Genomic DNA, 24,353 nt, shown 5'->3' on the forward strand with positions numbered 1-24,353 from the left:
CATCGCCAGAACACCGCCGCCTGCGTTTCTCTTTCCAATTCAACAATGTCAAAGACCAAACCGGCTTCCGCCAGCCCCGCCAACCAATCCGTCGGCGGCGAGGAGCGGCGTATCTAGTCGCCACCCCCGAGAGTGTCAATCGATCCTTTCGGACTTTCTTTGCGTCATCTTCCCGGAGGAATTTGGCGCAAAAATCACTTCGGGCCGCCGAGGGGCTGCCCTCATTTGTCCGCAGCGATTCGATTGAAGGACCGGAAGCTAGCGACCGATGAAGAAAAGGTCAAGAGCCTTTCGGCTGCCGACCGTTTCGCACCGGCGTCGCGGCCGGAGCGGACTATCTAGGCAGCACGCCCTTCGGAGTCAATGCAGCCGGCCGCCGCCGCAGAGCGCCTTGCCCGGTGGACGGTAGACTCCCTAAGAGGAAGTGGCGCGCAGAGGAGGCGCGGGCGCAGATGCTGTCGCAGAAGACAAGATACGCCCTGCGGGCCCTGGTGGAGCTAGCCCGGGTGGAGGGCGCCCAACTGACCTCTGGGGAACTGGCCCTACGGGCTGATGCGCCGCGCAAGTTCCTGGAGGCCATCCTACTAGAGTTATCCCGGCACCGGCTGGTGGTTAGCCGACGCGGCAAGTTCGGCGGCTATATCCTGGCGAGACCCGCGTCAGAGATCGCTTTCGCTGAGGTTATCCGGGTTATGGAAGGCCCGCTTGCGCTGGCCCCTTGCGTCAGCCGCACCGCCTTCCGCAAGTGTGAGGACTGCACTGATCTAGCAACCTGCACCCTACGCGAGGCGCTCCTGCGCGCCCGGGACGCCACAGCAAGCGTGCTGGAAGCCTATAGCCTGGCCGACGCCGTGGCCGGCCCGGGCGGCGAAGTATTCCGCTCCTCGGCCTTAGGGGCCTCAAGACTGCCGGAAATCTGAAACCACGGCGGCTCTGGACTGGGGTTGCGCTCGAGCCGCATGTCCAGCCGCCGCATGACGGCGATAGAGGCGGCGTTCCCATACTCGGTTCCGGCCACGATGCGCTGCAGGCCCAGCACCGCGAACATCCAGTCTGACAGAAGTTTCGCCGCAGCGGTGGCCAGGCCCCGCCCCTGCCAGGCTGGCCGCAGCGCCCAGAACAGCCCGACCTCGGGGCTGAGGCGGGCAGCGGGATCGCCGCCCTGGCTCGGTAGCCGGCCGAAGGGCTCCAGCCTGGGCACAATGCCGATCATGCCGGCGAACGCCCCATCGGCGTCACAGATCACCCGATCCCCATAGGGCGGCTGATGCAGGGCGGCCAGCTGCGCCTCATTGCGGATAGCCCAGTCCAGCCAAGCCTGGCGCTGCGCGCGGGCGACCGACGGGCTGAGCCCCGGCTCATCCCAGCCGATCTCCTGATAGAGGCGGCAGCAATCCTCGATGTCTGCTGGGCGCTGGGGCCGGATGCTGACCCCCTCCCCCTCCAGATGCGGAACACTCACCCGGTCAGCCGGCGGCGATATAGGCCTTCAGGCCGTCGGCCTCGGCGACCACTTCGGAGATCTTGTGCTTCACCAGGTCGCCGATGGAGACAATGCCCAACAGCTTGTCGTCCTGGCAGATCGGCAGATGGCGGACCCGGCGGTCGGTCATCCGCTCGAGCAGGGCGTCGACGGTCTCGCCCGGCGTAGCGAACAGGACATCGCTGGTCATGCAACCGGAAATAGGCCGGTCCAGGGCCGAGGCCCCCTGCTCGGCGACGATGCGGACCACGTCGCGTTCAGAGACAATCCCGACCACCCGCCCATTGTCCACCACCACAAGGGCGCCGACGCGGCGGGCGTGGAGCAGGGCCGAGACTGAACTGACGGAGTCGTTGGGCGTCACGGTGAAGACCAGGTCGCCCTTGGTCTTCAGGATCTGGGACACAAGCATAGGTCGTTTTCTCCCTCATCCCCTAGGAGATCAGCCTGTCGCATAACGCCGGTTCTGGCAATCGCTCAGATGGGCGGGTCCAGCGGGGCCGGATCCGGCGGGACCTCGGCCGGCGGCGACAGGCGCCGGGCCAGCCAGGCGGCCGGCCCCACCAGGAAGAGACCGGCCAGAAAGCCAGCAATATGCGCCTCCCAGGCCACCGCCCCATCCAGCCCGGGCGCGAAGCCGAGGACGGCGATCATCAGATTGAGACCAATCCAGGCCGCGCTCATGAACAGCACACGGGAATCGAACAGGGGCGCGAGCCGCCCTGCGCCGGCCAGGATGCGGGTCGCCGCCCCAATCAGGCCAAACACCGCGCCAGACGCGCCGACCAGAAGGATCTCCTCGCCCGGATGCAGCTTGGCGAAGGCGAGGTTGGCTAGCGCCCCACAGGCCAGATAATAGGCGAAGAAGATCGCCGCGCCGCTCGCCCGCAGGCCAAACAGCCGGGCGGTCGGACTGCCGAAGGCCAGGGCGCCGGCCGCGTTCATGCCCGCGTGCATCAGCCCGCCATGGACAAAGAGCGCGCTCACCAGACCAAACTGCGCGCCGGCCTCATAGGCCGCGGGCGAGAAGCCGAAGCGCTGATAGGCCGCCTCCCCCACAACAAAGACCTGCAGCCCAAAGGCCCCGAGGATTGCCCCGACCAGCACCATGGCCGGCCAGGGCGCCTTGAAAATGGGCTCGCGGTGATCTGCCAAAAGTGCGTCCTCCTGCGGCGTTCAGGCCAATAGGCCGTCAGCCTTAACGAAATCGCGAGGGTTAGCCCCCCTAGATAGGCCGGCGTCCAAGTTTGGCACGTGGTTTGCTTAATGAATCCCGCGCCCTGTCCCCGGAGACCGCCAGCCCATGGCCCTCGTCACTCCCGTCCGCCCAGCCGCCTGGCTCGCCGCCATCGTTGCGAGCCTTGCCGGCTCAGGCGCCGCCCAGGCGCAGCAGATGACCACCAACTCCGCGGATTTCAACGCCGGATGGGGTCGATATGCGGGCAGTGAGAACCATCCGGTGGATGTGTCCACCCGCGACGCCAACGGCAACCGCGTCATCGTCGACGGCCTGATCCTGACCGGCGAAGACCAGTCCTCCTTCAGCCGCTCCTGGGGCTCGGCTGACGCCTATGCCGGCGTCGGCGCCAGCTCCGGAGGCTCAAGCGCCATCGGCAACAATCTCGTGGTGGTGACCCAGGGCAACTACAACACGGTCATCGTCAACTCGACCCAGGTGAACAACGGCAATGTCTCGGCCGGAACCCAGATGACGTCTGGCGGGGTCGGCGATGCCCAGTAGTCAGACCCTGCGGCTCGGCGGCGCGCTCAGCGCCCTGGCGCTCACCCTGTCGGCCTGCGCCACCCCGGTGGCCGGCCCCGGCGGCAATTACAGCCGCCCCATCGGCAGCGCGCCGGTGACCGCCAATCCGACCCCCTATTCCACGGCCCTGGTCTGCCTGGCCGGCTACGCCCGCACCTCGAACCTGACCGCCCCGCGCATCGCCGTGGGCCGGATCGCCGACTATACGGGCAAGACCGAGTCTGACGGCAGCGGCCGCAAGATCACCCAGGGCGCCTCGCTGATGGCCATGTCGGCCTTCGCCAAGGCCGGCATGCCGCTGGTCGAGCGGTTCGACACCTCGGTGTCGGAGCTCGAGCTCAAATACGCCAACAACAAGCTGATCTCCGACCAGCCGAACCCCGCCCCCAACATGCCGGCGGAGTATCGCCGCATCCTGGCCGGCCAGGTCCCCGGCTCGGACTTCTATGTGGCCGGCGGCCTGACGGAGCTGAACTTCAACATCCGCTCCTCCGGCTTCGATGTCGGGGCCGGCGATCCCGATCCGCAGGACCTCAAGGGCAATGTTCGCGGTCGTCTGTTCATCATGAACATCGGCCTGGACCTGCGGCTCATCAACACCCGCACCCTCGAAGTGGTGGACGTCATCTCCTACCAGAAACAGGTGATCGGCCGCGAAGTGGGCGTGGGCCTGTTCGACTTCCTCGGCGGGAATGTGTTCGACATCTCCGCAGGCACCGGCGCGCTCGAGCCCATGCAGCTGGCGGTGCGCTCCCTGGTGGAGCGGGCGGTTATCGAGATGAGCGCCAACCTCTACGGCATGCCCGGTCCTCAGGCCTGCCTCTCGTCCGACCCCCTGGGCGGGAGCACGGTGGGGATCACCGGCGCCTATGTCCCGGCCTACAACAATCTGGGGACCAACAATGCGCAGACTCGTGAAGAGCCTAATCGCTGGAACGTCCATCGCGATTCTGACGTCCGCGGCCGCTACTAGCCAGACCTACGACAGCGTCATCGTCAGCGACCAGGTTCAGACCGGGGACATCTTCTCCGGCCAGACCCTGAACGTGGTCGAGATCACTGAGGCGACCACGGCGGTGACCACGGCCACCGGCGCGGCGTTCAACGGTTCGGCTGATGGCGTCACCCTGGACGTCCGCGCCAACCAGAATCTGCAGGCGAACGTCACCGCCGACACCCGCCTCGATGCGGCGGTGAGCTCCGGCGCCGTCACCGCCCTGTCCACCACCGCAACCGGGGTGACGTCGGAGTCCAACATCTATGGCGGCACGCTGAGCGGGGTCTACAACCAGCAGACCGGGCCTGGGCGGATCTACAGCCACAGCCATGTGGAGGCGCCGGGCGCCGATGTGGGCGACGTCACCGCCTCGACGCAGGCCATTGGCGCGAGCCAAGGGTTCGGCGCCAGCTCCAGCGCCGTCGGCGCCCGGGTGAACCAGACCAATCAGGCCGATGTCGTGGCCGATGGCGGTGGGACCTACGGCTATGTGGACGGCGCGGCGACCTTCGTCGGCGCCGCCACCGGGACCAATGTGACCAGTTCAGGCGGCTACGGCTCGGCCGAGCGCTACATCATCAACCAGACCAATGCCGCGGCCATGACGCAGGCCAGCCAGTTCACCGCGCATGGCAACGCCTATCTCAGCACCACCAGCGCGACCGCCACCGGCGACAACATCCACCTCTACAACGAGGGCGGACTGCTGGACGTGACCAGCGATCAGCACAATCAGGCCTATGTGCGGGCCCAGACCGGCGCCTCGGCCTATCAGTTCGGCTCGGCCGCCAGCATCGCCTACGGGGTGGGCAATTCTTTCCTGGCCGGCAATCTTGGGTCAGAGACGGTGATCGACGCCGTTCAGCTGAACGACGGCGGCGGCGTCGAGGTGGTCGCCGACTTCACCGGCGCAGAGGGCTATGACGCCTCGGCCAACGCCACGGCCATCGGCAATGCGGCCACCGGCTATGTCTGCAGCGATTGCGACGGACGCTTGGTCGCCACCAGCCAGCAGGTCAACAACGCCGATGTGGGCGCCTCCACCTCGGTGACCGTGTCCGGCTACGCCCGCTCGGCCACCGGCGTCGCCACGGCCGTGGGCAACACCGCCACCTACTATGTGAGCCGCCCCAGCGCGCACTAGTCAGAGGGCTCGCCCGCCCTTCGCCGCGCTCGCGCCTTGCCCTCGCCCCATCCGGCGGCGATGGTGAGCGCTGTTCTGGTGATCTGCGGACGTCTCAATGATCGGTTCCCCGCGAGCGGCGCTTGCGCTTATCGTCGCTCTCGCCCTTGCCGGCTTCGCCGGTGCGGCTCCCCTCAAGGCTCAGACCGCGTCGCCCTCAGGCGCTGTGGCCCAGCCTCAGGCCAGGGCCAGCCTCGAGCCGGGACAGTGGCCCCAGGCCATCACCGACGTGGCGCCCGATCCCGAGATCCGCTTCGGGACCCTGCCCAACGGCATGCGCTACGCCATCCGTCGCCAGACCATCCCCGAGGGCCAGGCGGCCCTGCGCCTCCGGATCGACGCCGGCTCCCTGATGGAGCGCGACGACCAGCAGGGACTGGCCCACTTCCTTGAGCACATGGCCTTCAACGGCTCTGAGGCCGTGCCGGAAGGGGAGATGATCAAGATCCTGGAGCGTCTGGGCCTGGCCTTCGGCGCCGACACCAACGCCTCCACCGGGTTTGATGAGACCATCTACAAGCTGGACCTGCCGCGCACCGACGCCGAGACCGTCTCCACCAGCCTGATGCTGCTGCGGGAAACCGCGATGAACCTGCTGATCGCCCAGGACGCCGTCGATCGCGAGCGGGGCATTGTTCTCTCGGAGGAACGGGCCCGCGATACCCCGCCCTACCGCCTGTACAAGAGCCGGCTGGCCTTCCTGCTCAAGGATCAGCGTCTGAACGACCGCTATCCCATCGGCGATGTGGAGGTCCTGCGCACCGCCCCGGCCTCGGCCATTCGGGACTTCTACCAGGCCTATTACCGGCCCGAGCGGACCCTGCTGGTGGCCGCCGGCGATTTCGACGTGGACGCCATGGAGGCCCAGATCATCGAGGCCTTTGGCGGCTGGACCGTCGAGGGCCCGGCCGGAGATGATCCTGATCTTGGCCAGATCCCCCCCCGTGGCCTGGAGGCCAGGGTCGCCGTGGAGCCCGGCGTGCAGGCCGCCCTGCAGATGGCCTGGGTCCGCGCCCCTGATGAGCGCCCGGACTCCCAGGCCCGTCGCCGCGGCGAGGTGGTCGAGCAACTGGGCTTCTCCGTCCTGAACCGGCGGCTTTCGGCGCTGGCGCGGGCCTCTGATCCGCCCTTCCTGGGGGCGGGCGCCTTCGTCAATGACGAGTTCGGCGCGGCCGAGACGACCAGCATCCTGGCCAACGCCCAGCAAGGGCGCTGGCGCGAGGCGCTCAGCGCCATCGAGGCCGAACAGCGGCGGCTCCTTCAGCATGGCGTGCGCCAGGATGAGCTGGACCGGGAGATCGCCGAGTATCGCGCGCGGTTGCAGGCCAATGTGGCGGGCGCCGCCACCCGCAGGCCGTCTGCCCTGGCGCAACAGATTCTGGGCGCCACCGCCCAGGACCAGGTGGTCACCAGTCCGGCCGATGATCTCGCCCTGTTCGACGCCGCCGTCGACGGCCTGGAGGCGTCGGCCGTGTCGCGGGTTTTGGCCCAGGCCTTCCAGGGCCAGGGTCCGCTGATCTTCCTGGCCAGCCCGACCCCTATTGAGGGTGGCGAAGCTGCGGTGCTCGCCGCCTATGAGACCTCCCGCGCCAACCCGGTCAGCCCGCCTGAGGCCCTGGCCCAGCTGGAATGGCCCTATGCCAGCTTCGGGACGCCCGGAAAGGTCGTCGAGACCCGTGAGATCGCCGACCTGGATACGGTCTTCATCCGGTTCGAGAACGGCGTGCGCCTGACGGTCAAGCCGACCCGCTTCCAGGACGATGAAATCCTGATCTCGGTCAATGTGGGCGATGGCCTGCAAAGCCTGCCCGCCGACGCCCAGAGCCTGGCCTGGGCGGCTCAGGCCTTCGCCGAGGGTGGCCTGGGTCAGATCACCGCCGAAGACATGGAGCGGGTGCTGGCCTCCCGGGTCTATGGCCTGCGCCTGCGGGTGAGCGACGAGGCCTTCACCCTGTCGGGCGAGACGCGGCCTGAAGACCTGGACGTCCAGATGCAGGTCATGGGCGCCTATCTCACCGACCCGGCCTGGCGCGGAGAAGCCTTCGCCCGCATCCAGGCGGCCGGCGCCACCATCCATGAACAGTATGAGGCCACCGCCAACGGCGTGCTGTCGCGCGATCTCGCCGGACTGCTGCACGCTGGCGACCGTCGCTGGACCTTCCCCTCCAAGGAAGAGATCGCCGACGCCCGCCTTGAGGACCTGCGGGGCCAGCTGGCCCCTCTCGGCAATGCCCCCATCGAGGTGGTGATCATCGGCGACACTACTGTGGAGAAGGCGACCGAGGCCGTGGCCCAGACCCTGGGCGCCCTGCCCCCGCGGCCGGAACGCACCGCCGCCGCCCAGACCAGCGGCGTCGCCTTCCCGGCCGCGCCGCCTGCACCCCTGCGGCGGACCCACAAGGGTCGCGACGATCAGTCGATCGGCTATGTGGCCTGGCCCAGCACCGACTTCTTTGCTGATCCGCAAGCCGCCCGGGAGGCGGCCGTGCTGGGGGAAATCCTGCGGCTACGGCTGACCGAAGAACTGCGCGAAAGCCAGGGCGCCACCTACTCCCCCTCGGTCAACTACAACCACTCCTATGTGTGGGAAGGCTGGGGCTACATGTCGGCCAGCGTGGAGATCCCGCCGGCGGGCCTGGACGCCTTCTTCGCCGATGTGGCGGAGATCGCCGCAGACCTGCGCACCACGCCTGTTGAAGCCGACGAGCTGGAGCGCGCCCGACAGCCACGGCTGGAACGGATCGCCCGGGCGCGGGTCACCAACGGCTACTGGCTGAGCGAACTCTCCGGCGGCCAGGCCGATCCGCGCCGGCTCGACGCCATCCGCGCCGTCATCCCCGGCACCGAGCGGGTCACCGCCGAAGACGTCCAGCGCGCCGCCGAACGCATCCTGCGTCCGGACACCGCCTGGAAGATCGAGGTCGTTCCGGAAGAGTAGATCGGTTGGTCCCTAGTAGACCGTGCCGCCGACGCCGCCGTCGAGGCTCAGCGCCATGGAGGAGGACGACTCCGAGTATTCCTCTTCCTCGCGATAGGCGGTGTAGGTCTCGGTGGAGACCATGGTCAGGATCTTCACCCCGGCGCCGAAGCGACGCAGCAGCGAGCGCTCATGGCAGTCTCGCGCCGCCTTCTGGGGCCGGCAGGTCACCTGACCGCCCGGGGCGTGATAGAGGGCCTCGCCCTTGGCGCAGACCAGGGTCTGGCCGCCGGAGAAGTCCACCTGGCCGGAAAACTCGGCGATGGTCACCTGCAGGCGGGCGCCGGCCACGCAGCGATAGAGTTCGCCGTCAAAGATGTCGCGAACATCGCGTTCCGGGAATAGCTGGGCGGCGGGATGGGGGGTCTGGCGGTCGTCGATGCAGACGGCCTGGATCACCACCCGGCGGGTGGCCGAGCGGGTCGCCTGATAGGCGGTGCGCTTCATGCGACGCGCGCCTTCCACGTTAAGACCCTGAATCACGCCAGTCGCCATGGGGGGCGAGTAACCGCCGCCGCCGCCGCCGTAATAGACCGCTGAACCGCCGCCGGCCCCGGCGCCGGCCCGAGCCGAGGCGTTCACCGTGGCGCTGGCGCTGGCGTTGACCACGACGGTGGGCGCCACCACCACATTGACGCTGGGGACCTTCACCCCATGCCCCGGCGGCGCGCAGCAGGGCGGCTTCGGCGGGAGCGGAGGCGGCGGGGGTGGCTTGCAGCAGGGGGGCGGAGGCGGCGTGCAGCAGGCGGGTGACGGGTCGCCGGCCACGGCGCGCTCCGGCGCAGCCCCAGCCAGCAGGAACAGGCCAAGCCCGAGGGTCAAGCCAAGCAGGGTCTTTTGCGGCGCCATGTCGGCCTCCAACTCTCTACTGACGAGCCCTGCAAATTTCAGGCCGCAGACCCCCGATCGGGAGGCGATGCGGCGTGGCTGTCCCGGATGGAGACAACGGCGGCCTGGCCCGAATCCTTCTGCAAGCCCCATGCGGTCAATCTCGGCCGCGATGGGAGCCGCGCAGCGATGTCGATGTGCCATCCAAACACGGAACGGTTGATAGACTATTGGCGAACCCGGGCGCGTCCGGGCGCGCCGCCGCCGCGCACCTCGATCAGCCCCGCCGATTTTGCCGACCTCCTGCCCCAGGTCGTCATGCTGGGCCGGGTGTGTTCGGGCATCTATCCGATCCGTCTGGCCGGCGGTCTCGTCACTGAGCTGCACCAGCGCGATCTGCGTCAGCAGAACGCGCTGTCCCTGTTCGGGGCCAAGGACCGCATGGACCTGCAGACGGCCCTGGAGATGGCGCGCCGCCGCCCCGAGCCCATCGTCGTCACCGCCAAGGCCCATGCCGACGGCGTGGCCATCGGCATGGAGATGCTGTTCGCCCCCCTGGCCGGCCCCGAGAACGGCCCTGACCGGTTCCTGGGCCTCTATCAGCCCCTGACCATGGTCGCCCGCCTGCGGGAAAAGCCCGTGCTCAGCTTCTCCCTTGAAGACATCCGCAAGGGCGGTCCGGCCAATGAGGAAGCCCCGCGCCTGCGGCTGGCGGCCATCGACGGGCGCCGGATCGCCTAAGCGCTCAGGCTCAGCCTGTCCCTAGGGCCTTCCACAGGAGCTGAGCGCCCACCAGGATCATCAGGACATAGATGGCGGTGTAGAACTGCTCAGCCTTGATCCGCCGCACCAGCCAGACGCCTGCGAAGGTCGAGGCGATGGCCAGGGGGGCGAGCACGGCCGCCGTCATCAGGTTCTGGGCCGTGAACTGGCCCAGCGCCAGATAGGCCGGGACCTTGATCCAGTTGATCACCGCAAAGAAGATCGCCGTGGTTCCCACCAGGACCGGCGGGCTCAGATTCTTGGGCAACACCCACATCTGGAACGGCGGCTGACCAGCATGGGCGATCTGGCTGGTGAAGCCTGAGGCCGCGCCCAACAAGGCGCCCAGCGCCAGGGGCGCATCCTTGGGCGCCTGAACCCCGCCGCCCCTAGCCAGCCACAGCCGGTGCAGGGCGAAGACGATGCTGATGGCGCCCAGCACCGCCAGCACCGCGGTGGTCGAGACCTGAGCCGCCAGCAGATAGCCCAGCACGATCCCCACCGCCGCCGACGGGATCATCAACATCAGGATCGCCCGGTCCCAGCTGCGCCGAAACGCCCAGACGCCCACCACATCCTGCAGGATCAGCACCGGCAGCAGGATGGCCGCGGCCTGCACCGGCGAAATGGCAAGGGCCAGGAGCGGCAGGGAAATGGCGCCCACGCCGGCGAACCCGCCCTTGGCCAACCCCAGCAGGATCACGGCCGGGATGGCGAGGGCGTAGAAGAGCGGGTCGGTCAGCATGGCGCGCGCAAGCCTCAGGCCGGGCTCACCGGGCCGTCCGCCGGTCGGACGCTGACCACCCGCAGCGCCCGCTCTCGCCCGTCCCGATCCGGCCACTGGATGGACTGGCCGGGTCGCAGGCCAAGCAGGCCAGCCCCCACGGGGCTCAGGATCGAGATTCGCCCGGCAGCGATGTCAGCCTCGGCCGGATAGACCAGGGTCACGGCGCGGGTCTCCCCGTGCGCCTGATCCACGAACTCCACCCGCGCGCCCATGCCGACGACGTCGCCTGGCGTCTCGCTAGGGGATCGAACCTCCGCCCGCTCCACCTCCTCCAGCAGGAGGCGGGCGACCTCAGGGGCGCGTTGCATCGCCCCCAGGGCCAGATCGGTGATCCGGTCGGCGTCGGTCTCTGTGAGGATGATGGCGGGGCGTGAAGCGGCCGCAGATCGGGCTGTCATGGCGTAGCATCCGGATTTGGAATGGAATGGGAGACCAGATCGGCCTCCTGCCCATCCGGATCTCAATGACGCGGCGATGTCCCCGGACTCAGCTGACGCGCAGCACGAGCCCGGGGCTGGAAGCCTGCCGCGAGGTCCTTCCCCCGGATCCGGATCCGATTTGCACGTGCGCTCAACATGGGGCCAGCAAGGCCACCAAGCCCCAGTGAAGTCAACCGAGGCTCACTCCGGCGCGCTCGCCCCGTCCAGGGCCTTGAGATCCTCTGCGCTGAGCGACAGCTGCGCCGCGCCCATCAGCTCCTGCAGCTGGGTCACGCTGGTGGCGCTGGCGATGGGGGCCGTGAGGCCCGGCTGGGCCATCACCCAGGCCAGGGCCACCTGGGCGGGCGTCGCCCCATGGCTGCTAGCCACCTCGTCCAGGGCGCCCAGGATCCGCATGCCGCGCGGCGTCATGTACTTCTTCGCGCCGCCGCCCCGGGGGCTTTTGGAGAGGTCGGCTTCGGTCCGGTACTTGCCGGTCAGGAAGCCGCTGGCCAGGCCGTAGAAGGGGATGACGCCGATCTCTTCATTGATGCACAGCGTCTGCAGCGCGCCCTCGAAGCCCGTCCGGTCATAGAGGTTGTAGAGCGGCTGTTCGCTCTCATAGCGCGGGACGCCGGCGCTCGCTGCGGCGTCGACCGCCGACTTCAGCCGCTCGGCGGTGAAGTTGGACGAGCCCACCACCCGGACCTTGCCGGCCTTGATCAGCCGGCCATAGGCCTCAGCCGTTTCGGCCAGCGGGGTGTCGGCGTCGTCCCGGTGCGATTGATAGAGGTCGATATAGTCGGTCTTCAGCCGCTTGAGCGAAGCCTCCACCGCCTGTTCGATATAGGCGGCCGAAAGCCCTTTCATCCCCTCGCCCATCTCCATCCCGACCTTGGTGGCCAGGACGATCCGGTCGCGCCGGCCGCCTTGAGCCAGCCAGTTCCCGATCACCGTCTCCGAGGCGCCGGCCCCGGCCGGAGACCAGCGGGAATAGACATCGGCGGTGTCGACGGCGTTGAAGCCGGCGTCGACAAAGGCGTCGAGTATAGAGAAGGAGGTCCTCTCATCGGCCGTCCAGCCAAAGACGTTGGTCCCCAGCATCAGCGGGGCGATCTTCAGGTCCGAACGTCCCAGTCTGCGCAGCTGCATGAGCGGGCCTCCCTCTCGTTATGTGATCAGGCGGCCTGCTGACCGTCCTCGTAAACCGGCGCCTCCTCAGGGAGCAGGGCCGGGCGCCCGAGGATCATATCCGAAGCCTTCTCGGCGATCATGATGGTTGGCGCATTGGTGTTGCCCCCCACCAGGGTCGGCATGACCGAGGCGTCGATGACCCGCAGGCCGGTCAGGCCCCGGACCTTCAGCTCGGCGTCGACCACCGCCATGGCGTCCCCGTCGGCGCCCATCTTACAGGTGCCCACCGGGTGGTAGATGGTTTCCGAGGTCCGCTTGATCCAGGCGTCGATTTCCTCGTCGGTCTGCACCGCCTCGCCCGGCGAGTATTCCGGCCCGCGATAGGGATCAAGCGCTGCCTGACGGGCGACATCGCGCATCATCTTGACCCCCTCGCGGATGGCGCGGCGGTCCTCCTCGGTGGCCAGGTAGTTGGCGAAGATGGCCGGATGATCCATCGGATCGGCCGAGCGCAGGCCGACCCGCCCACGGCTTTCCGGACGCAACTGGCAGACGTGGAAGGTGAAGCCGTCCTTGGCCACAGCCACCTTGCCGTGGTCCTGCATGATGGCCAGCACGCAGTGGATCTGCAGGTCGGGCCGATCCAGGTCCGGCCGCGAGCGCAGGAAGGCGCCCGATTCCAGGAACTGCTGGCGCCCCGGGCCCTTGTTGAAGAAGACGTAGTTCATGCCCACGCCGAGCGTCTTGATCAGGCCCTTGCGCATGGAATAGGCGGTGATCGGCTGCGGGCACTCCCAGGACAGGGTCACGTCCAGGTGGTCCTGCAGATTGGCGCCGACGCCCTTCAGCTCATGCACCAGTGGAATGCCGTGAGCGGCCAGTTCCTCGGAATCGCCGATGCCCGACAGCTGCAGGATCTGCGGCGACTGCACGGCGCCGGCGCAGAGCAGGACCTCGGAGTTCGCGTGGACGATGGTCTTGGCCTTGGTCTTGTCGTCCATGTACTCGACGCCGACCGCGCGCCCGTTCTCGATGATGATGCGGGTGGTCCGTGCGCCGGTCAGACAGGTCAGGTTCGGCCGCTTCAGGGCCGGATGCAGGTAGCCGCGGGCGGCGCTCCAGCGCTGGCCGTCATGGATGGTCAGCTGATAGGGACCCCAGCCTTCCTGCTGGAAGCCGTTGAAATCTTTGGTGATCGGGTGGCCCGCCTGACGGCCGGCTTCGATGGTCGCCGCATAGATCGGATTGGGCGAAGAGGCCTTGGACACCTTCAGCGGCCCATCACCCCCGTGCCAGGCGTCGCCGCCGCCCTCCAGGGCTTCAGAGCGTTTGAAATAGGGCAGCACCTCGGCATAGGACCAGCCCGACAGGCCCATCTGGCGCCACTGGTCATAGTCCCGGGCATGGCCGCGGATATAGATCATGCCGTTGATCGAGGACGATCCGCCCCAGCCGCGGCCCCGCGGCCACCACAGCTTGCGGTCGTTCAGGTGGGGCTCGGCCTCGGTCCAGAAGCCCCAGTTGTGCGGCCCCTCCTTGCCTATCAGCCCGCCGACCCCGGCCGGCATCTTGACCATGAGGGAGTTGTCGCGGCCGCCGGCCTCCAGCAACAGGACCTTGGTGGCCGGGTTTTCGCTGAGCCGGTTGGCGAGCACGCAGCCCGCCGAGCCTGCGCCGATGATGATGTAGTCGTACCGGTCCATGACCGCCCTCCCCAAAACGCGTCTTCTTCGGGCTTACGCCCTGACTTGAAATCTAGGACCTAGCGGCCCTTCCATTGCGGCGGCCGCTTCTGGGCGAAGGCCATCGGCCCCTCCTTGAAGTCCTCGGACCGCAGCATGGCCGAAATCGCCGGATAGCGCATCTGGGCGGCCATGGCCGCGGCCAAGCTTGGCTCATCCAGCCCCTTGAACACCGCCTCCTTCGAGGCGCGGATCGACATGGGCGAGAGCTCGCAGATCTGCGCGGCCCAACGCCTGGCCGCCGTCATCAGATCGGCGGCCGGAACCACCTCGTTGACGAAGCCCAGTTCGCGGCCCTCCGCCGCGCTCACCCGCCGACCGGTGAGGATCATGCCCATGGCCTGCTTCTCGCCGATCTGGCGCGGCAGTCGGTGCAGACCCCCGGCCAGGGCCGCCAGGCCGACGCGAGGCTCGGGCAGGGCGAAGGTGGCGGTCTCGGCGGCGATGATCAGGTCGCAGGCCAGCGCGATCTCAAAGCCGCCGCCCATGGCCACCCCGTTGACCGCCGCGATCAGCGGCTTGGTCAGGTCGAACCGCTCGGTGAGGCCGGCGAACCCTGAGGCGGGCAGGCCCATGCCGCCGCCGGTCGCCTGATGCTTCAGATCGTTGCCGGCCGAGAAGGCCCGCTCGCCCGCCCCGGTGACGATGGCCACCCACTGGTCGGGATCGGCGGCGAAGGCGTCGAAGGCCGCGTGTAGCTCGTGATGAGCCGGCGAATGCAGGGCGTTCATCACCTCAGGCCGGTTCAGCGTGACCACCGTCACCGGCCCGTCCCGCTCTACGGAGATAAAGTCGTAGGCCATGGCGTCCTCCCGTCGTGTTTGGAAGTACCTTCCCCAGGGCGCCCCTGCGTCCGTCAAGCCATTCGACGGAAAACCCAGGCGTCCTCAGGGGGCGACGAAGGTCCGCACCGCCGCGCTCAACCTCGTCAGGCCCTCGGGATCGACGAATACCGAATGGCCGCTGGCGAACAGGGCCGCCGTCAGCCGCTCGGCCGGCACGCCGGCCTGGTCGAGCATGTAGCGGCCGGCATAGGCGGGCGTGCTGAGGTCATACAGGCCTGCGGCCCAGAAGACCCGCAGTCTGGGGTTTGCGACCATGGCCTCAGCCAGCCGCTGGTTGGCCTCGTCCTCCCCCCGCCCCCAGGTCCAGGCGGCGTTGACCTCCAGGTTCAGCGCCTCGTAGGTCTCCGGGGTCGCAAAGCCCAGGTGCTCCTTGAAGTAGGACTCCACCGCGCTCAGGCCTGCGGTTGAAGCCGGCAACTGGCCCGTGACCGCGCCAGCCGGCCGCGGCGGCGTGTAGCTGAGGCCTGGATCGTCATAGGGGGGCCGCTGAGCCGGCGCATCCAGGGGCCGGGTGGCGCGGGTGTCCAGTTGGCCGGTGCGCATGCCCTGGTCCTTGAGCAGGTTGAGATAGAAGTCAGCGCGGCTAAGCCGCAGGTTCTTCTCCAGGATCAGCTCGGTCGGCAGGCCGATCAGGTCGGACATGGCCTGCGCCACCGCCCGCTTCTCATCCTCTGGCAAACTGGCCCCAGCGATCAGGGCGCGCACATAGTCGGTGCGGGCGAATACGACGGCGGCCTCATAGACCTCCTGCGCCGTCCGGCCCTCCCGGGGGATGCGGCCATGGCTCCAGGCGCTGGCGGCGAAGCTTGGCAGGGTCGTGACATAGGGCATCTCGAAGCCCGGCGGCCGGGCCACCAGGGCAAACAGCAGCACCCCGTCCAGCTTCAGGTTCGCCCCGTGGTGGGCGATCAGCGCCGCCCGGGTCGTGCCATAGCTCTGGCCCAGCACATGGCGCGGCGAGGTCTCCCGGCCATGGGCCTTCAGCCAGTCGGCGATCACCGCCTTGACCGACAGCGCGTCCCCGTCAGGCGTCCAGAAGGCCTGGCCCTGGCCCTCGCTGAGCGGACGGCTGTAGCCCGTCCCCACCGGATCGATGAACACCAGGTCGGCGGCGTCCAGCGGGCTGTCGGGATTGTCGACCATCCGCTGCTCGGCCCCCTCCCCCAGCCGCCGCTTGGGTCCGAAGGCGCCAAAGTGCAGCGGGGTGGTCGAGGCGCCAGGGCCGCCATTGAACAGGAAGATGACCGGGCGCGGACCGGACGGGACATCGGTCCGCACATAGCTGGTGGTGATGATCTGGCCGCTGGGCTCGCCCTCGCCCGGGCTGACCCGCCAGGCTTCCACATGCGCCCGGTAGGCCACGGCCTGGCCGTTGAAGACACCGTTGTGGACCGTAACCGCCGGGGCCGGCGGCGCCTCAGCCAGCGCCGCGCCGCTCAGGCTGATGGCCAGGGCGAGGGTGACCAGGATCTGTCGCAGCATGCAGGCCTCGCGGGCGGGGATCAGGTTGGGGGCTCTTGGCGATCAGCCTATGCGCTGGCCTGAAGAAAAGCATTTCGTTGTGCGGCGGATCGAACCTCGATCAGCCGGGGTTCGCCGCTGGCCGGCGGAGGTGGCGCATGAACTATGCGCCAGCCGCCGGGCTGACCGGGACAACGCAAGCACTATGCGGGGCCTTGCCGCTAGAGTTCACCCCTGGAGATCTGGGGCCGGCGGCGGAGGGGCGGATGAACGGCATGCTGGCCTGGCGTCGTGGCGTGGCCGCCCTGCTGGCGACCCTGGCCATCGGCCTGGTCACCTCGCCCGGTCTGGCGGCGGAAGACCCCGCACCGTTTGAGATCACCTTGAGGCCGGTCACCGGGGGCGACGCCGAGGTCGACGCCTTGGGGGTCCGTTGGCGTCTCACCCTGCCCGCCGGGTCGGCCTTCGACCTGACCGCGCCCATCACCTATGCGGGGGTCGAGGGCGTGGCTGATCGGATCGAGATCCTCTCGGCGACCGACGCCTCGGGCCCGATCGCCTTCACCACGCTCGATGACCCGCCCCATCCCGGCGGCTTCCCGCACTTTCGCCATTGGAAGGCCGAGCGCCCAGTGTCGGGTCAGGTCGAGGTCGCCTACCTGGCCCGGGTGCGGGCGCCCGGCGGCCGGGGCGGCCCGCCCTTTGACCTGCGCGCTTCAGGGGGCGGGCTGAGCGGCGCGGGCTCCGGCTTTCTGCTCCTCCCCCGCGGCGCTCAGACCTCGCACGCACAGCTGAGCTGGGACCTGTCTGACCTGCCGGCCGGGTCCGGCGCCAGGACCAGTTTCGGCGAGGGCGACACGCGGGTGGACGGCCCGCCCTCGCGCCTGATGCAGGGCTGGTACATGGCCGGTCCCTTCGGCCGCTATGTGGGCGCAGGCCAGAGCGCCGGATTCAGCGCCAGCTGGCTTGGCCGGGCGCCCTTTGATGCGGCCGCCGAAATGGCCTGGGCGGCCGAGGCCTACACCTATCTGGGCGAGGCCTTCGGCTATCTCGATCCCGTCCCGCCCTACCGGGTTTTCCTGCGTTTCGTCGACGGCGCGCCCTGTGGCGGCGGCACGGCGCTCGGCGCCTCCTTCATGTATTCCCGCTGCGCCCTGGCTGAGGGCGAGACGGCGGCCTCCCCACGGGAGACCCTGGTCCATGAGATGGTCCACATGTGGGTCGGCGGGATCGAAGGGCCGCAAGGGGTCACCAGCTGGTTCACCGAAGGCCTGACCACCCACTATACCCGCCTGATGATGCTGCGCGGCGAGCTAGACTCCGTGGACGCCTACGGGGCGCACATCAATCATTCCGCCCAGGCGCTCTATGGCCTGGCCGCCCAGAATCTCAGCGCGCAGGAGATTGTCGCGGTGGGCTTCGCCGACGGGAACATCCGCCACATCCCCTATCACCGCGGCGCCTTCTATTTCGCAGACCTGGACGCCCGAATCCGTGAGCGCTCGAGCGGGACCCGCACACTGGATACGGTGCTGCGTCCCATGTTCGAGGCCCGCCAGGCCGGCCAGACCTTCGACCACGCCGCCTGGGTCGCCCTGATCGGCGCTGAGATCGGCCCGGCCGCCCGTGAGGAGTTCGAGGCGCGCATCCTGCGCGGCGAGGGCTTCGCCCCCCATCCGAACGCCTTTGGCCCCTGCTTCACCCGCCGGGACAAGACCTATGAGATCGAAGGCCGCGGCCCTGTCGATCGCTATGAATGGGTGCGTCAAACCGACGTCCCCGACGATCTCTGCCGCAACTGGTAGGACTTCAAGATGATGCTTGTTCGCCCCCTCCTTCTGGCCGCCCTCGTCGCCTTCGCCGGCGCCGCGGAAGCCGCCACCCATCGCTTTGTCGCCATGGCAGGGGGCGAGAAGGTCGGCCATCTGGTGGCCGAGGTGGACGGCGCCACCACCTCAGTCGACTTCGCCATCGACAATAACGGCCGCGGCCCCAAGGCCCGCGAGCAGATCACCGTGGACGCCTCGGGCGCCCCGGTGAATTGGTCTATCGAAGGCTCCTCCCTGTTCGGCAGCCCGGTGCGGGAGACCTTCAGCCGCCAGGGCGGCGCGGCCCAGTGGGTCAGCCAGGCGGACGAGGGCCAGACGGAGGTTTCAGGCCCCGTCCTCTATGTGCCCAATGACGGCAGCCCCTGGATCCTTGGCCAATACGTCAAGGCGCTGCTCAGGGCGCCCGGCCAGACCCTGCCCGCCCTGCCGTCGGGGACCATGCGCCTGCAGGAGGTCCGCAAGATCACCCTGGGCAAGGGGTCTGCGGCGGTGAAGCTGACCGTCTATGAACTGTCGGGCGTCGATCTGACCCCCAGCTACGTGATGGTGGACGCCCGCGGCGACCTTTTCGGCGTCCTGGGGGGCGGCCTGATCCGGGAAGGCTATGAGGCGCACCTGGATGAGCTCAGCGCCCTGGCCCAGGACATCTCACTCGACCAGGCCAAGGCCGCCCAGGCCAAGCTCGCCCACCGGTTCGACACCCCGGTGCGCATCCGCAATGTCCGGATCTTCGACCCCGAGACCATGACCCGCGGCCCGCTGTCTGCCGTGGTCGTCTTTGGCGACCGGATCACCAGCGTCCAGCCGGAGACGGACGGACCGGCCCCGGAGGGCCAGGTGGTGATCGACGGCCAGGGCGGGACCCTGATGCCGGGCCTGCACGACATGCATTCCCACACCTCGCTCGCCTCCAACCTGTTCTATCTAGCCGCCGGGGTCACCGCGACGCGGGACCAGGGCAATGACAATGACCGCCTGATGGGCATGGTCGAAGGTCTGGAGTCCGGCGAACTGGCCGGTCCGCGCATCGTGCGCAACGGCTTCCTGGAAGGTCGCAGCCCCTATTCCGCCCGCCATGGCTTCATCCCGGAGACCCTGGAGGAAGGCCTGGAAAACGTCCGCTGGTACGCCGAGCGCGGCTACTGGCAGATCAAGATCTACAACTCGATGAACCCCGATTGGGTGGGTCCCCTGGCGGCCGAGGCCCGGCGCCTGGGCATGGGCGTCACCGGTCACGTGCCGGCCTTCTCCAATCCCGACCGGGTCCTGATGGACGGCTATGACGACATCGCCCACATCAATCAGCTGATGCTGGGCTGGATCCTCGACCCGGAGGAAGACACCCGCACGCCCCTGCGGCTGACGGGGATGGCGCGGGCGTCAGACCTCGATCTGACCTCCGAACGCGTGCTCTCGACCGTCCGCTATATGAGCGAGAACGGCAAGGCGCTGGACACTACCGCCATGATCCTGGAGCGGCTGATGCTCAGCCGATCAGGCCAGGTGCACCCGGCCGACGCCCCCTATTTCGACCACGTGCCGGTGGCCTATCAGCGCTATCGCAAGCGCTCCTTCGTGACCCTGGGCGAGGGCCAGTACGAAACCGACGCGGCCTATCAGGCGGGCTTCGGCAAGGTGCTGGAGGTGCTCAAGCTGTTGGATGACAACAATGTCCAGCTGCTGCCCGGCACCGACGACGGCACGGGGTTCTCGGTCCATCGGGAGCTGGAGGTCTATGTGAAGGCGGGGATTTCGCCGGCCAAGACCCTGCGTCTGGCGACCCTGGACGCCGAACGCTATTTCGGCCGCGATCACGAGCTGGGCTCCATCGCCCGCGGCAAGCTGGCCGACCTGATCCTGGTGGAGGGCGACCCCACCACCGACATCAGCGACATCCGCCAGGTGCGCATGACCATGGTCGGCGGGGTGGCCTATTACCCGGCCGAAATCTACGACCACCTCAATGTGAAGCCGTTCGCGGCCCCGCCGCCGGTCACCCCGGCGCAGTAGGCGTAGCGCCCGGCCGTCCCTCGTGGAGGCGGCCGGGCGGCGTCCTTAGGACGCGGCCAGTTCGAAGGCCGCCGTGATCTTCAGCTCGACCTCATCAGAGACCACCGGGGCGGCGTAGCCCAGGCCGAAGTCGCTGCGCTTCAGGGTCGAGGTGGCGGTGAAGCCGACCGTCTGGGCCTTGTTCATGGGGTTGGCCCCGGCGCCCATCAGCTTGGCGTCCAGCACCACCGGCTTGGTGACGCCATGCAGGGTCAGATCGCCGGTGATCTTCGCCTCATTGCCGTTGGCGACCACCGAGGTCGAGACGAACTTGGCGGTGGGGAACTTCTCCACCTCGAAGAAGTCAGCCGAGGCCAGGTGCTTGCCAAAGCCCTCAGAGGTGACGGTCAGACCCGACAGGGGGATGTCGATCGACAGGCTGGCGGCCGACAGGTTGGCCGGATCCAGGTTCAGGGTCCCGGTCATCTCACCGACCATCCCATAGAGGGTCGAGAAGCCCATATGGTCCACCGACCAGACGACCTGGGTGTGGTTGGTGTCGACCTTGTAGCTGCCGGCCACAACGCGGGCGGCTTCGGGCTGGCCGGGCATGGCCGGCGCCTGGGCCATGACGGGCGAGGCCAGGACAATCGCCGCCACAGCGGCCAGTAGGTGGGATTTCATGATCGACCTCTAAAAAATGCCTTGGCCAGCGCGCTTGGCGGCCAGCTTGCGGAGGTAAGCATAGAGGTCGCCCGCGCCAAGGTCGAAGCCTGCGGCGCCCACAAGGCCGTTACGGCCGGCAGGCGGCCTCCGGAACCTCGGGCTTGCGGGTCCACTGGTAGGCCTCCACCCACTCGCCCCGGGGGAGATAGGTGATGGGGAAGGTCTTCCCGTCCCGCGTCACCTGCAGGGTCAGGGTGCGGTCGGGATCGCCCTGCACAGAATCCATGGCCACCGCATAGGTCACCACATCGCCGTTTCTGAGGCCGGCCTTGTCGGCCTCTGAGCCCGGCATGAGCCCGGCGATGGTCTTGACGTGACCCACCAGGGACCGGGGTTCAAACCCCAGCTCAAAGCGGCGAAAAGGGCGGGTTATTCGCGCAAAACAGGGGCTAAATGCGTCTGATTCCGGCAGCATCAGACCACCGGCCAGCATGTCGGCGGTGAGCTGGCCGCCGGCCTCTCCCAGCTCGGCGACCACCAGGTCCTCCCAGTCAGCCTCGGTCACCGGCAGGCCCGCCCGGCGCCGGGCGATCATGGCCAGGATCAGGTCATCCACCGACCGCTGACCGGCTGAGGCCTTGCGGATGCGATCGTTCAGCACTGCGAAGTACAGCCCGCCCCGGTCGTAAGGCAGGGTCCGGACCCGGGTGTCCTCCCAGAAACGGGCGGCGATCTGGTCGTTGGGCGTGTCGTTGAGCGCGTTGGTGTAATAACGCCGGGCGGTGTCGTTGATGTCCTGCAGATAGTCCTCGGTGGAGATCAGCCCCGCCCGCCAGGGCAGCTGCGCCTGATAGAAGACCGCATTGCCCTCGGAATACCATTGGCCAGGACCCAGCGAGGTCCAGGTGTGGATCATCTCGTGGGCCAGCGTGCCTTTGATGCTCTCGGCCGTCGTCGCCTGGCCATAGGTGGTGAGGAACGAGTTGGTGAGCGCCGCCCCACCGCCGGCGTTGATCGGATTGAACCGCAGGAAGACCCGGTAGGGCGGCTCGTCGGTCTCCTGGAAGAAGTCGCTCATCCAGGTGTGAAGGGTTTCGGTCCAGGCCATGAGCGGCGCCGGATCAAAGGGCGGGGTCCCGAGCCAGGCGGCGGAAAAGCCGTTGTTCTGTGGCTTTGCCGGAAAGCGCGTCATGGGACCAGCCATGAAGACGCCCGACCAAAGTCGGTCGGCCGAGCCCGCGCCGGGCAGGACCGCATCCCCCTCTCCCCAGCTCGAGGTGGCCGTCGCGCCAGGCCCCATGGCGCTGAGATCCCAGTCGATGGCGACCTGATAGTCGCGGCCGTCCGGGGGCGTCAGCAGGAAGGTGTTGCCCACCGCTGAAAAGCCGCCGCCTTCGGTGCGCAGCTGATAGGGCGGACCCGACCCTCGCCGCGGCGGGGTGTTGTCGATGGGGGCGCGATAGCTGACCACCAGATCACCCTTCACAGCCCGTCCGGCCAGCCAGTGGCGCGCATAGACCAGGGCCTCGGGATCATCGCGCACCTGCAGAGGAACGCTCCCCTGATCGTCCCGGGCGGAAAGCCCAATCAGGTGCTCGGCCACCGTCTCGGTATTGGCGATGACGATCGGCAGGCTGACCAGCACATCGCCCGCCGCGGCGTCGAGGTCGGACAGGGTCAGGGTGATGTCCACATGACCGAGCCCGCGGGCCTCATCCATCGGCCCCGGCGCGATGCGCACGGTGAGCGCCGCGGGCTCGGCGGCGGCGGCGGGAAGGCCACAGAGAGACACCGCCGCGGCGAGGATCAGGGACCTGACATTCATAGGAAACTCTAGCGCTCCATCAGGGCCTGGGCGCTGGCCAGGTCCTGCACAATGTGTCCCAGGGACTTGTAGGCGGTGATCTGGTCGGGGGACTGGCGGCCGGCCAGACGGCCGTCGAACACCTCGCCGATCTCGCCCACCACATGAGCGTCGTCGATCAGGCCCGCGGCCTTGGCGGCCAGCACCTCGGCGCCCTGGGCCAGGACGCCCTCGCGGCTGTCGGCGATCAGCCGGGCGCGAAGCACCTGGTCATGATCAACCTCCACAGGGCCCGCATAGCTCGAGCCGACCAGATTGAGGTGCGCGCCAGGCGCGACCCAGGCGCCCAGCAAGACCGGCGTCTTGGAACTGGTGAGCGTGCAGATGATGTCGGCCTCCTCCACCGCGGCCTGCGCGCCCGCAACGGCGCGCACCCGCAGGCCGGTCTCGACGGACATTTCGGCGGCGAAGGCCTGGGCCCGGCCGAAGTCCCGTCCCCAGACGCGCACATCGCTCAGCGCGCGCACCCGGGATATGGCCCGAAGGTGGGTCCTGGCCTGCTCGCCATAGCCCAGCAGAGCCAGGCGATGAGCCTCAGGCCGGGCCAGGGCGTCGGTGGCCGCCGCACTGGCGGCAGCGGTGCGGATGGCCGTGATCTCGCCGGCATGGGCCACGCAGATGGGAACGCCGCTCTCCCCATCGAACAGGACCACCACGCCCTGGTGGGACTGTCGGCCCAGGGCGAAGTTCTCTGGAAACACGCTGACCAGCTTGGCGCCGAAACAGGCCCGCTCCCCCAGGGCGCCGGGCATGACCCCGAACATGCGGCCCTGGTCCAGGGGGATGATGCTGCGCAGCAGCTGGCGGGTCTCCCCCCTGGAAAACGCGATCATAGCCTGGCGCATGATGGGGATGCAGACCTCAAAGGTCAGCCGCGCTCGGACCTCGTCCTGGCCGATGACCCGCATCAGACCGCTTCACGCTGGCGAACGAAGGCGAGGTAATAACCCGTTCCCAGCACCGCCCAGACGGCCAGCGCCGCATAGGGCGTCCAGTCGGCGCCCAGACCCAGCAGGGCGACGAGCAGGGCCATCAGCGTACCGGCATAGGCCCAGAAGACGGTGGCCGGTTTCGACAGGCGGAACGTCGCCGCCTCATAGATTTCGGGGTGCCGTCGCACGACGACAGCGGCCGCCAGATTGACCCCGGCATATTTCAACAGGGTCGGGATGTTCACCGCCAGGAAGAGCGCGGTCAGGTTCATCGGCGCGGCCAGGCCAAGGGTCGCGCCCGCCAGGATGACGCTGAGCGCCACATAGGGCGCGCCGGTGCGCGGATGCACCTTCATCATGACGGTCGGCAGCATGCCGGCCCGGGCCATGGCGAAGAGATTGCGGGAGAAGCCCAGATAGAGGGAGTTGATCGAGGTGCCGATGGCCACCACCGCAGCGGTGACGATCAGCGGCTTGGCGAGCGGCCCCATGAAGACCTCGGCGGCGTCCAGCAGCGGCGTCTCGCTCGCCCCCAACGCATCGGCGCCCAGCACGCCCATGGTGACGCCGGCCACCATCATATAGAGCGCCACCGCCGCCAGGATCGAAAGGGCCAGGCCCAGGGGGATGGTCCGGCGGGGGTTCTTCACCTCATCGCCAATCTCGGTGGAGGACTCGATGCCGAAGAAGAGG

Annotated in this window: 22 protein-coding genes; 8 read left to right on the forward strand and 14 right to left on the reverse strand. The window is 68.4% G+C overall.

The window, feature by feature from the left end; genetic code table 11:
- The first annotated feature begins 452 nt into the window (after nt 1-452).
- A complete protein-coding gene (locus tag Q8N19_RS16170) occupies nt 453-920 on the forward strand; it encodes an Rrf2 family transcriptional regulator (protein ID WP_305592445.1) in 468 nt (155 codons plus the stop codon).
- Here Q8N19_RS16170 and Q8N19_RS16175 read toward each other — a convergent pair.
- The 3 genes from Q8N19_RS16175 to Q8N19_RS16185 form a co-directional block, all read right to left on the reverse strand.
- A complete protein-coding gene (locus Q8N19_RS16175) occupies nt 833-1,462 on the reverse strand; it encodes a GNAT family N-acetyltransferase (protein ID WP_305592447.1) in 630 nt (209 codons plus the stop codon). The genes Q8N19_RS16170 and Q8N19_RS16175 overlap by 88 nt on opposite strands.
- A 4-nt stretch (nt 1,463-1,466) precedes the next feature.
- On the reverse strand, nt 1,467-1,895 hold the full coding sequence (locus tag Q8N19_RS16180) for a CBS domain-containing protein (protein ID WP_305592449.1): 429 nt from the start codon (nt 1,893-1,895) through the stop codon (nt 1,467-1,469).
- A gap of 65 nt (nt 1,896-1,960) precedes the next feature.
- Entirely contained in the window at nt 1,961-2,638 is a 678-nt protein-coding gene (locus tag Q8N19_RS16185; protein WP_305592451.1) for a rhomboid family intramembrane serine protease, read from the reverse strand.
- 148 nt (nt 2,639-2,786) lie between these two features.
- Between Q8N19_RS16185 and hfaA the strand changes: the two genes are divergently transcribed.
- The 4 genes from hfaA (at nt 2,787) to Q8N19_RS16205 (ending at nt 8,363) form a co-directional block, all read left to right on the forward strand.
- Nucleotides 2,787-3,224, forward strand: a complete 438-nt coding sequence (gene hfaA, locus Q8N19_RS16190) for a holdfast anchoring protein HfaA (protein ID WP_305592453.1) — start codon at nt 2,787-2,789, stop codon at nt 3,222-3,224.
- Nucleotides 3,214-4,218: a holdfast anchoring protein HfaB gene (gene hfaB, locus Q8N19_RS16195; RefSeq protein ID WP_305592455.1), complete on the forward strand. Its 1,005-nt coding sequence runs from the start codon at nt 3,214-3,216 to the stop codon at nt 4,216-4,218. The genes hfaA and hfaB overlap by 11 nt, the downstream gene beginning before the upstream one ends.
- Entirely contained in the window at nt 4,148-5,386 is a 1,239-nt protein-coding gene (gene hfaD, locus Q8N19_RS16200; RefSeq protein WP_305592457.1) for a holdfast anchor protein HfaD, read from the forward strand. The genes hfaB and hfaD overlap by 71 nt, the downstream gene beginning before the upstream one ends.
- A 97-nt stretch (nt 5,387-5,483) precedes the next feature.
- Entirely contained in the window at nt 5,484-8,363 is a 2,880-nt protein-coding gene (locus Q8N19_RS16205; RefSeq protein ID WP_305592459.1) for a pitrilysin family protein, read from the forward strand.
- Between the two features lie 12 nt (nt 8,364-8,375).
- On the opposite strand, the gene Q8N19_RS16210 is transcribed toward Q8N19_RS16205, so the two are convergent.
- A complete protein-coding gene (locus Q8N19_RS16210; protein WP_305592461.1) occupies nt 8,376-9,251 on the reverse strand; it encodes a hypothetical protein in 876 nt (291 codons plus the stop codon).
- Between the two features lie 174 nt (nt 9,252-9,425).
- Between Q8N19_RS16210 and Q8N19_RS16215 the strand changes: the two genes are divergently transcribed.
- A complete protein-coding gene (locus tag Q8N19_RS16215) occupies nt 9,426-9,971 on the forward strand; it encodes a PAS domain-containing protein (RefSeq protein WP_305592463.1) in 546 nt (181 codons plus the stop codon).
- A gap of 10 nt (nt 9,972-9,981) precedes the next feature.
- Here the strand turns inward: Q8N19_RS16215 and Q8N19_RS16220 are convergent, their stop codons facing one another.
- From Q8N19_RS16220 to Q8N19_RS16245, 6 genes are all read right to left on the reverse strand, one after another.
- Nucleotides 9,982-10,737: a sulfite exporter TauE/SafE family protein gene (locus Q8N19_RS16220; RefSeq protein WP_305592465.1), complete on the reverse strand. Its 756-nt coding sequence runs from the start codon at nt 10,735-10,737 to the stop codon at nt 9,982-9,984.
- A gap of 14 nt (nt 10,738-10,751) precedes the next feature.
- Entirely contained in the window at nt 10,752-11,177 is a 426-nt protein-coding gene (gene rnk / locus Q8N19_RS16225; RefSeq protein WP_305592467.1) for a nucleoside diphosphate kinase regulator, read from the reverse strand.
- A gap of 222 nt (nt 11,178-11,399) precedes the next feature.
- Entirely contained in the window at nt 11,400-12,350 is a 951-nt protein-coding gene (locus Q8N19_RS16230; protein ID WP_305592469.1) for an aldo/keto reductase, read from the reverse strand.
- Nucleotides 12,351-12,376: 26 nt separating this feature from the next.
- On the reverse strand, nt 12,377-14,035 hold the full coding sequence (locus tag Q8N19_RS16235) for a choline dehydrogenase (protein ID WP_305592471.1): 1,659 nt from the start codon (nt 14,033-14,035) through the stop codon (nt 12,377-12,379).
- Between the two features lie 59 nt (nt 14,036-14,094).
- Nucleotides 14,095-14,877 carry an enoyl-CoA hydratase-related protein gene (locus tag Q8N19_RS16240; RefSeq protein ID WP_305592473.1) on the reverse strand — a complete coding sequence of 261 codons (783 nt, stop codon included), beginning with the start codon at nt 14,875-14,877 and terminating at the stop codon, nt 14,095-14,097.
- 84 nt (nt 14,878-14,961) lie between these two features.
- Nucleotides 14,962-16,401: a S10 family peptidase gene (locus Q8N19_RS16245; RefSeq protein WP_305592475.1), complete on the reverse strand. Its 1,440-nt coding sequence runs from the start codon at nt 16,399-16,401 to the stop codon at nt 14,962-14,964.
- 245 nt (nt 16,402-16,646) lie between these two features.
- Between Q8N19_RS16245 and Q8N19_RS16250 the strand changes: the two genes are divergently transcribed.
- Together Q8N19_RS16250 and Q8N19_RS16255 are read left to right on the forward strand one after the other, a co-directional pair.
- Complete coding sequence (locus Q8N19_RS16250) at nt 16,647-18,185, forward strand: hypothetical protein (RefSeq protein ID WP_305592477.1); 1,539 nt, start codon at nt 16,647-16,649, stop codon at nt 18,183-18,185.
- Nucleotides 18,186-18,194: 9 nt separating this feature from the next.
- Nucleotides 18,195-20,219 carry an amidohydrolase family protein gene (locus tag Q8N19_RS16255; RefSeq protein ID WP_305592479.1) on the forward strand — a complete coding sequence of 675 codons (2,025 nt, stop codon included), beginning with the start codon at nt 18,195-18,197 and terminating at the stop codon, nt 20,217-20,219.
- Between the two features lie 45 nt (nt 20,220-20,264).
- Here Q8N19_RS16255 and Q8N19_RS16260 read toward each other — a convergent pair whose 3' ends face one another.
- The 4 genes from Q8N19_RS16260 to Q8N19_RS16275 all read right to left on the reverse strand — a co-directional run.
- Nucleotides 20,265-20,882, reverse strand: coding sequence for a YceI family protein (locus tag Q8N19_RS16260; protein WP_305592481.1), 618 nt, complete (start codon nt 20,880-20,882; stop codon nt 20,265-20,267).
- A 109-nt stretch (nt 20,883-20,991) separates the two neighbouring features.
- On the reverse strand, nt 20,992-22,689 hold the full coding sequence (locus Q8N19_RS16265; protein ID WP_305592484.1) for a hypothetical protein: 1,698 nt from the start codon (nt 22,687-22,689) through the stop codon (nt 20,992-20,994).
- 8 nt (nt 22,690-22,697) lie between these two features.
- Nucleotides 22,698-23,636, reverse strand: coding sequence for an ornithine cyclodeaminase family protein (locus Q8N19_RS16270; protein ID WP_305592486.1), 939 nt, complete (start codon nt 23,634-23,636; stop codon nt 22,698-22,700).
- Nucleotides 23,636-24,353: APC family permease (locus tag Q8N19_RS16275; protein WP_305592488.1), on the reverse strand; the 718-nt coding region annotated here is incomplete at its 5' end. The genes Q8N19_RS16270 and Q8N19_RS16275, both read right to left, overlap by 1 nt.

It is taken from the genome of Phenylobacterium sp., from assembly GCF_030693405.1.
Lineage (GTDB): Bacteria > Pseudomonadota > Alphaproteobacteria > Caulobacterales > Caulobacteraceae > Phenylobacterium.

Bases quoted from the DNA above. Each gene is read 5' to 3' on its own strand.
- Q8N19_RS16170 (WP_305592445.1), top strand. From the start codon at position 453: ATGCTGTCGCAGAAGACAAGATACGCCCTGCGGGCCCTGGTGGAGCTA.
- Q8N19_RS16180 (WP_305592449.1), bottom strand. From the start codon at position 1,895: ATGCTTGTGTCCCAGATCCTGAAGACCAAGGGCGACCTGGTCTTCACC.
- hfaA (WP_305592453.1), top strand. From the start codon at position 2,787: ATGGCCCTCGTCACTCCCGTCCGCCCAGCCGCCTGGCTCGCCGCCATC.
- hfaB (WP_305592455.1), top strand. From the start codon at position 3,214: ATGCCCAGTAGTCAGACCCTGCGGCTCGGCGGCGCGCTCAGCGCCCTG.
- hfaD (WP_305592457.1), top strand. From the start codon at position 4,148: ATGCGCAGACTCGTGAAGAGCCTAATCGCTGGAACGTCCATCGCGATT.
- Q8N19_RS16205 (WP_305592459.1), top strand. From the start codon at position 5,484: ATGATCGGTTCCCCGCGAGCGGCGCTTGCGCTTATCGTCGCTCTCGCC.
- Q8N19_RS16210 (WP_305592461.1), bottom strand. From the start codon at position 9,251: ATGGCGCCGCAAAAGACCCTGCTTGGCTTGACCCTCGGGCTTGGCCTG.
- Q8N19_RS16215 (WP_305592463.1), top strand. From the start codon at position 9,426: ATGTGCCATCCAAACACGGAACGGTTGATAGACTATTGGCGAACCCGG.
- Q8N19_RS16220 (WP_305592465.1), bottom strand. From the start codon at position 10,737: ATGCTGACCGACCCGCTCTTCTACGCCCTCGCCATCCCGGCCGTGATC.
- rnk (WP_305592467.1), bottom strand. From the start codon at position 11,177: ATGACAGCCCGATCTGCGGCCGCTTCACGCCCCGCCATCATCCTCACA.
- Q8N19_RS16230 (WP_305592469.1), bottom strand. From the start codon at position 12,350: ATGCAGCTGCGCAGACTGGGACGTTCGGACCTGAAGATCGCCCCGCTG.
- Q8N19_RS16235 (WP_305592471.1), bottom strand. From the start codon at position 14,035: ATGGACCGGTACGACTACATCATCATCGGCGCAGGCTCGGCGGGCTGC.
- Q8N19_RS16240 (WP_305592473.1), bottom strand. From the start codon at position 14,877: ATGGCCTACGACTTTATCTCCGTAGAGCGGGACGGGCCGGTGACGGTG.
- Q8N19_RS16245 (WP_305592475.1), bottom strand. From the start codon at position 16,401: ATGCTGCGACAGATCCTGGTCACCCTCGCCCTGGCCATCAGCCTGAGC.
- Q8N19_RS16250 (WP_305592477.1), top strand. From the start codon at position 16,647: ATGAACGGCATGCTGGCCTGGCGTCGTGGCGTGGCCGCCCTGCTGGCG.
- Q8N19_RS16255 (WP_305592479.1), top strand. From the start codon at position 18,195: ATGATGCTTGTTCGCCCCCTCCTTCTGGCCGCCCTCGTCGCCTTCGCC.
- Q8N19_RS16260 (WP_305592481.1), bottom strand. From the start codon at position 20,882: ATGAAATCCCACCTACTGGCCGCTGTGGCGGCGATTGTCCTGGCCTCG.
- Q8N19_RS16265 (WP_305592484.1), bottom strand. From the start codon at position 22,689: ATGAATGTCAGGTCCCTGATCCTCGCCGCGGCGGTGTCTCTCTGTGGC.
- Q8N19_RS16270 (WP_305592486.1), bottom strand. From the start codon at position 23,636: ATGCGGGTCATCGGCCAGGACGAGGTCCGAGCGCGGCTGACCTTTGAG.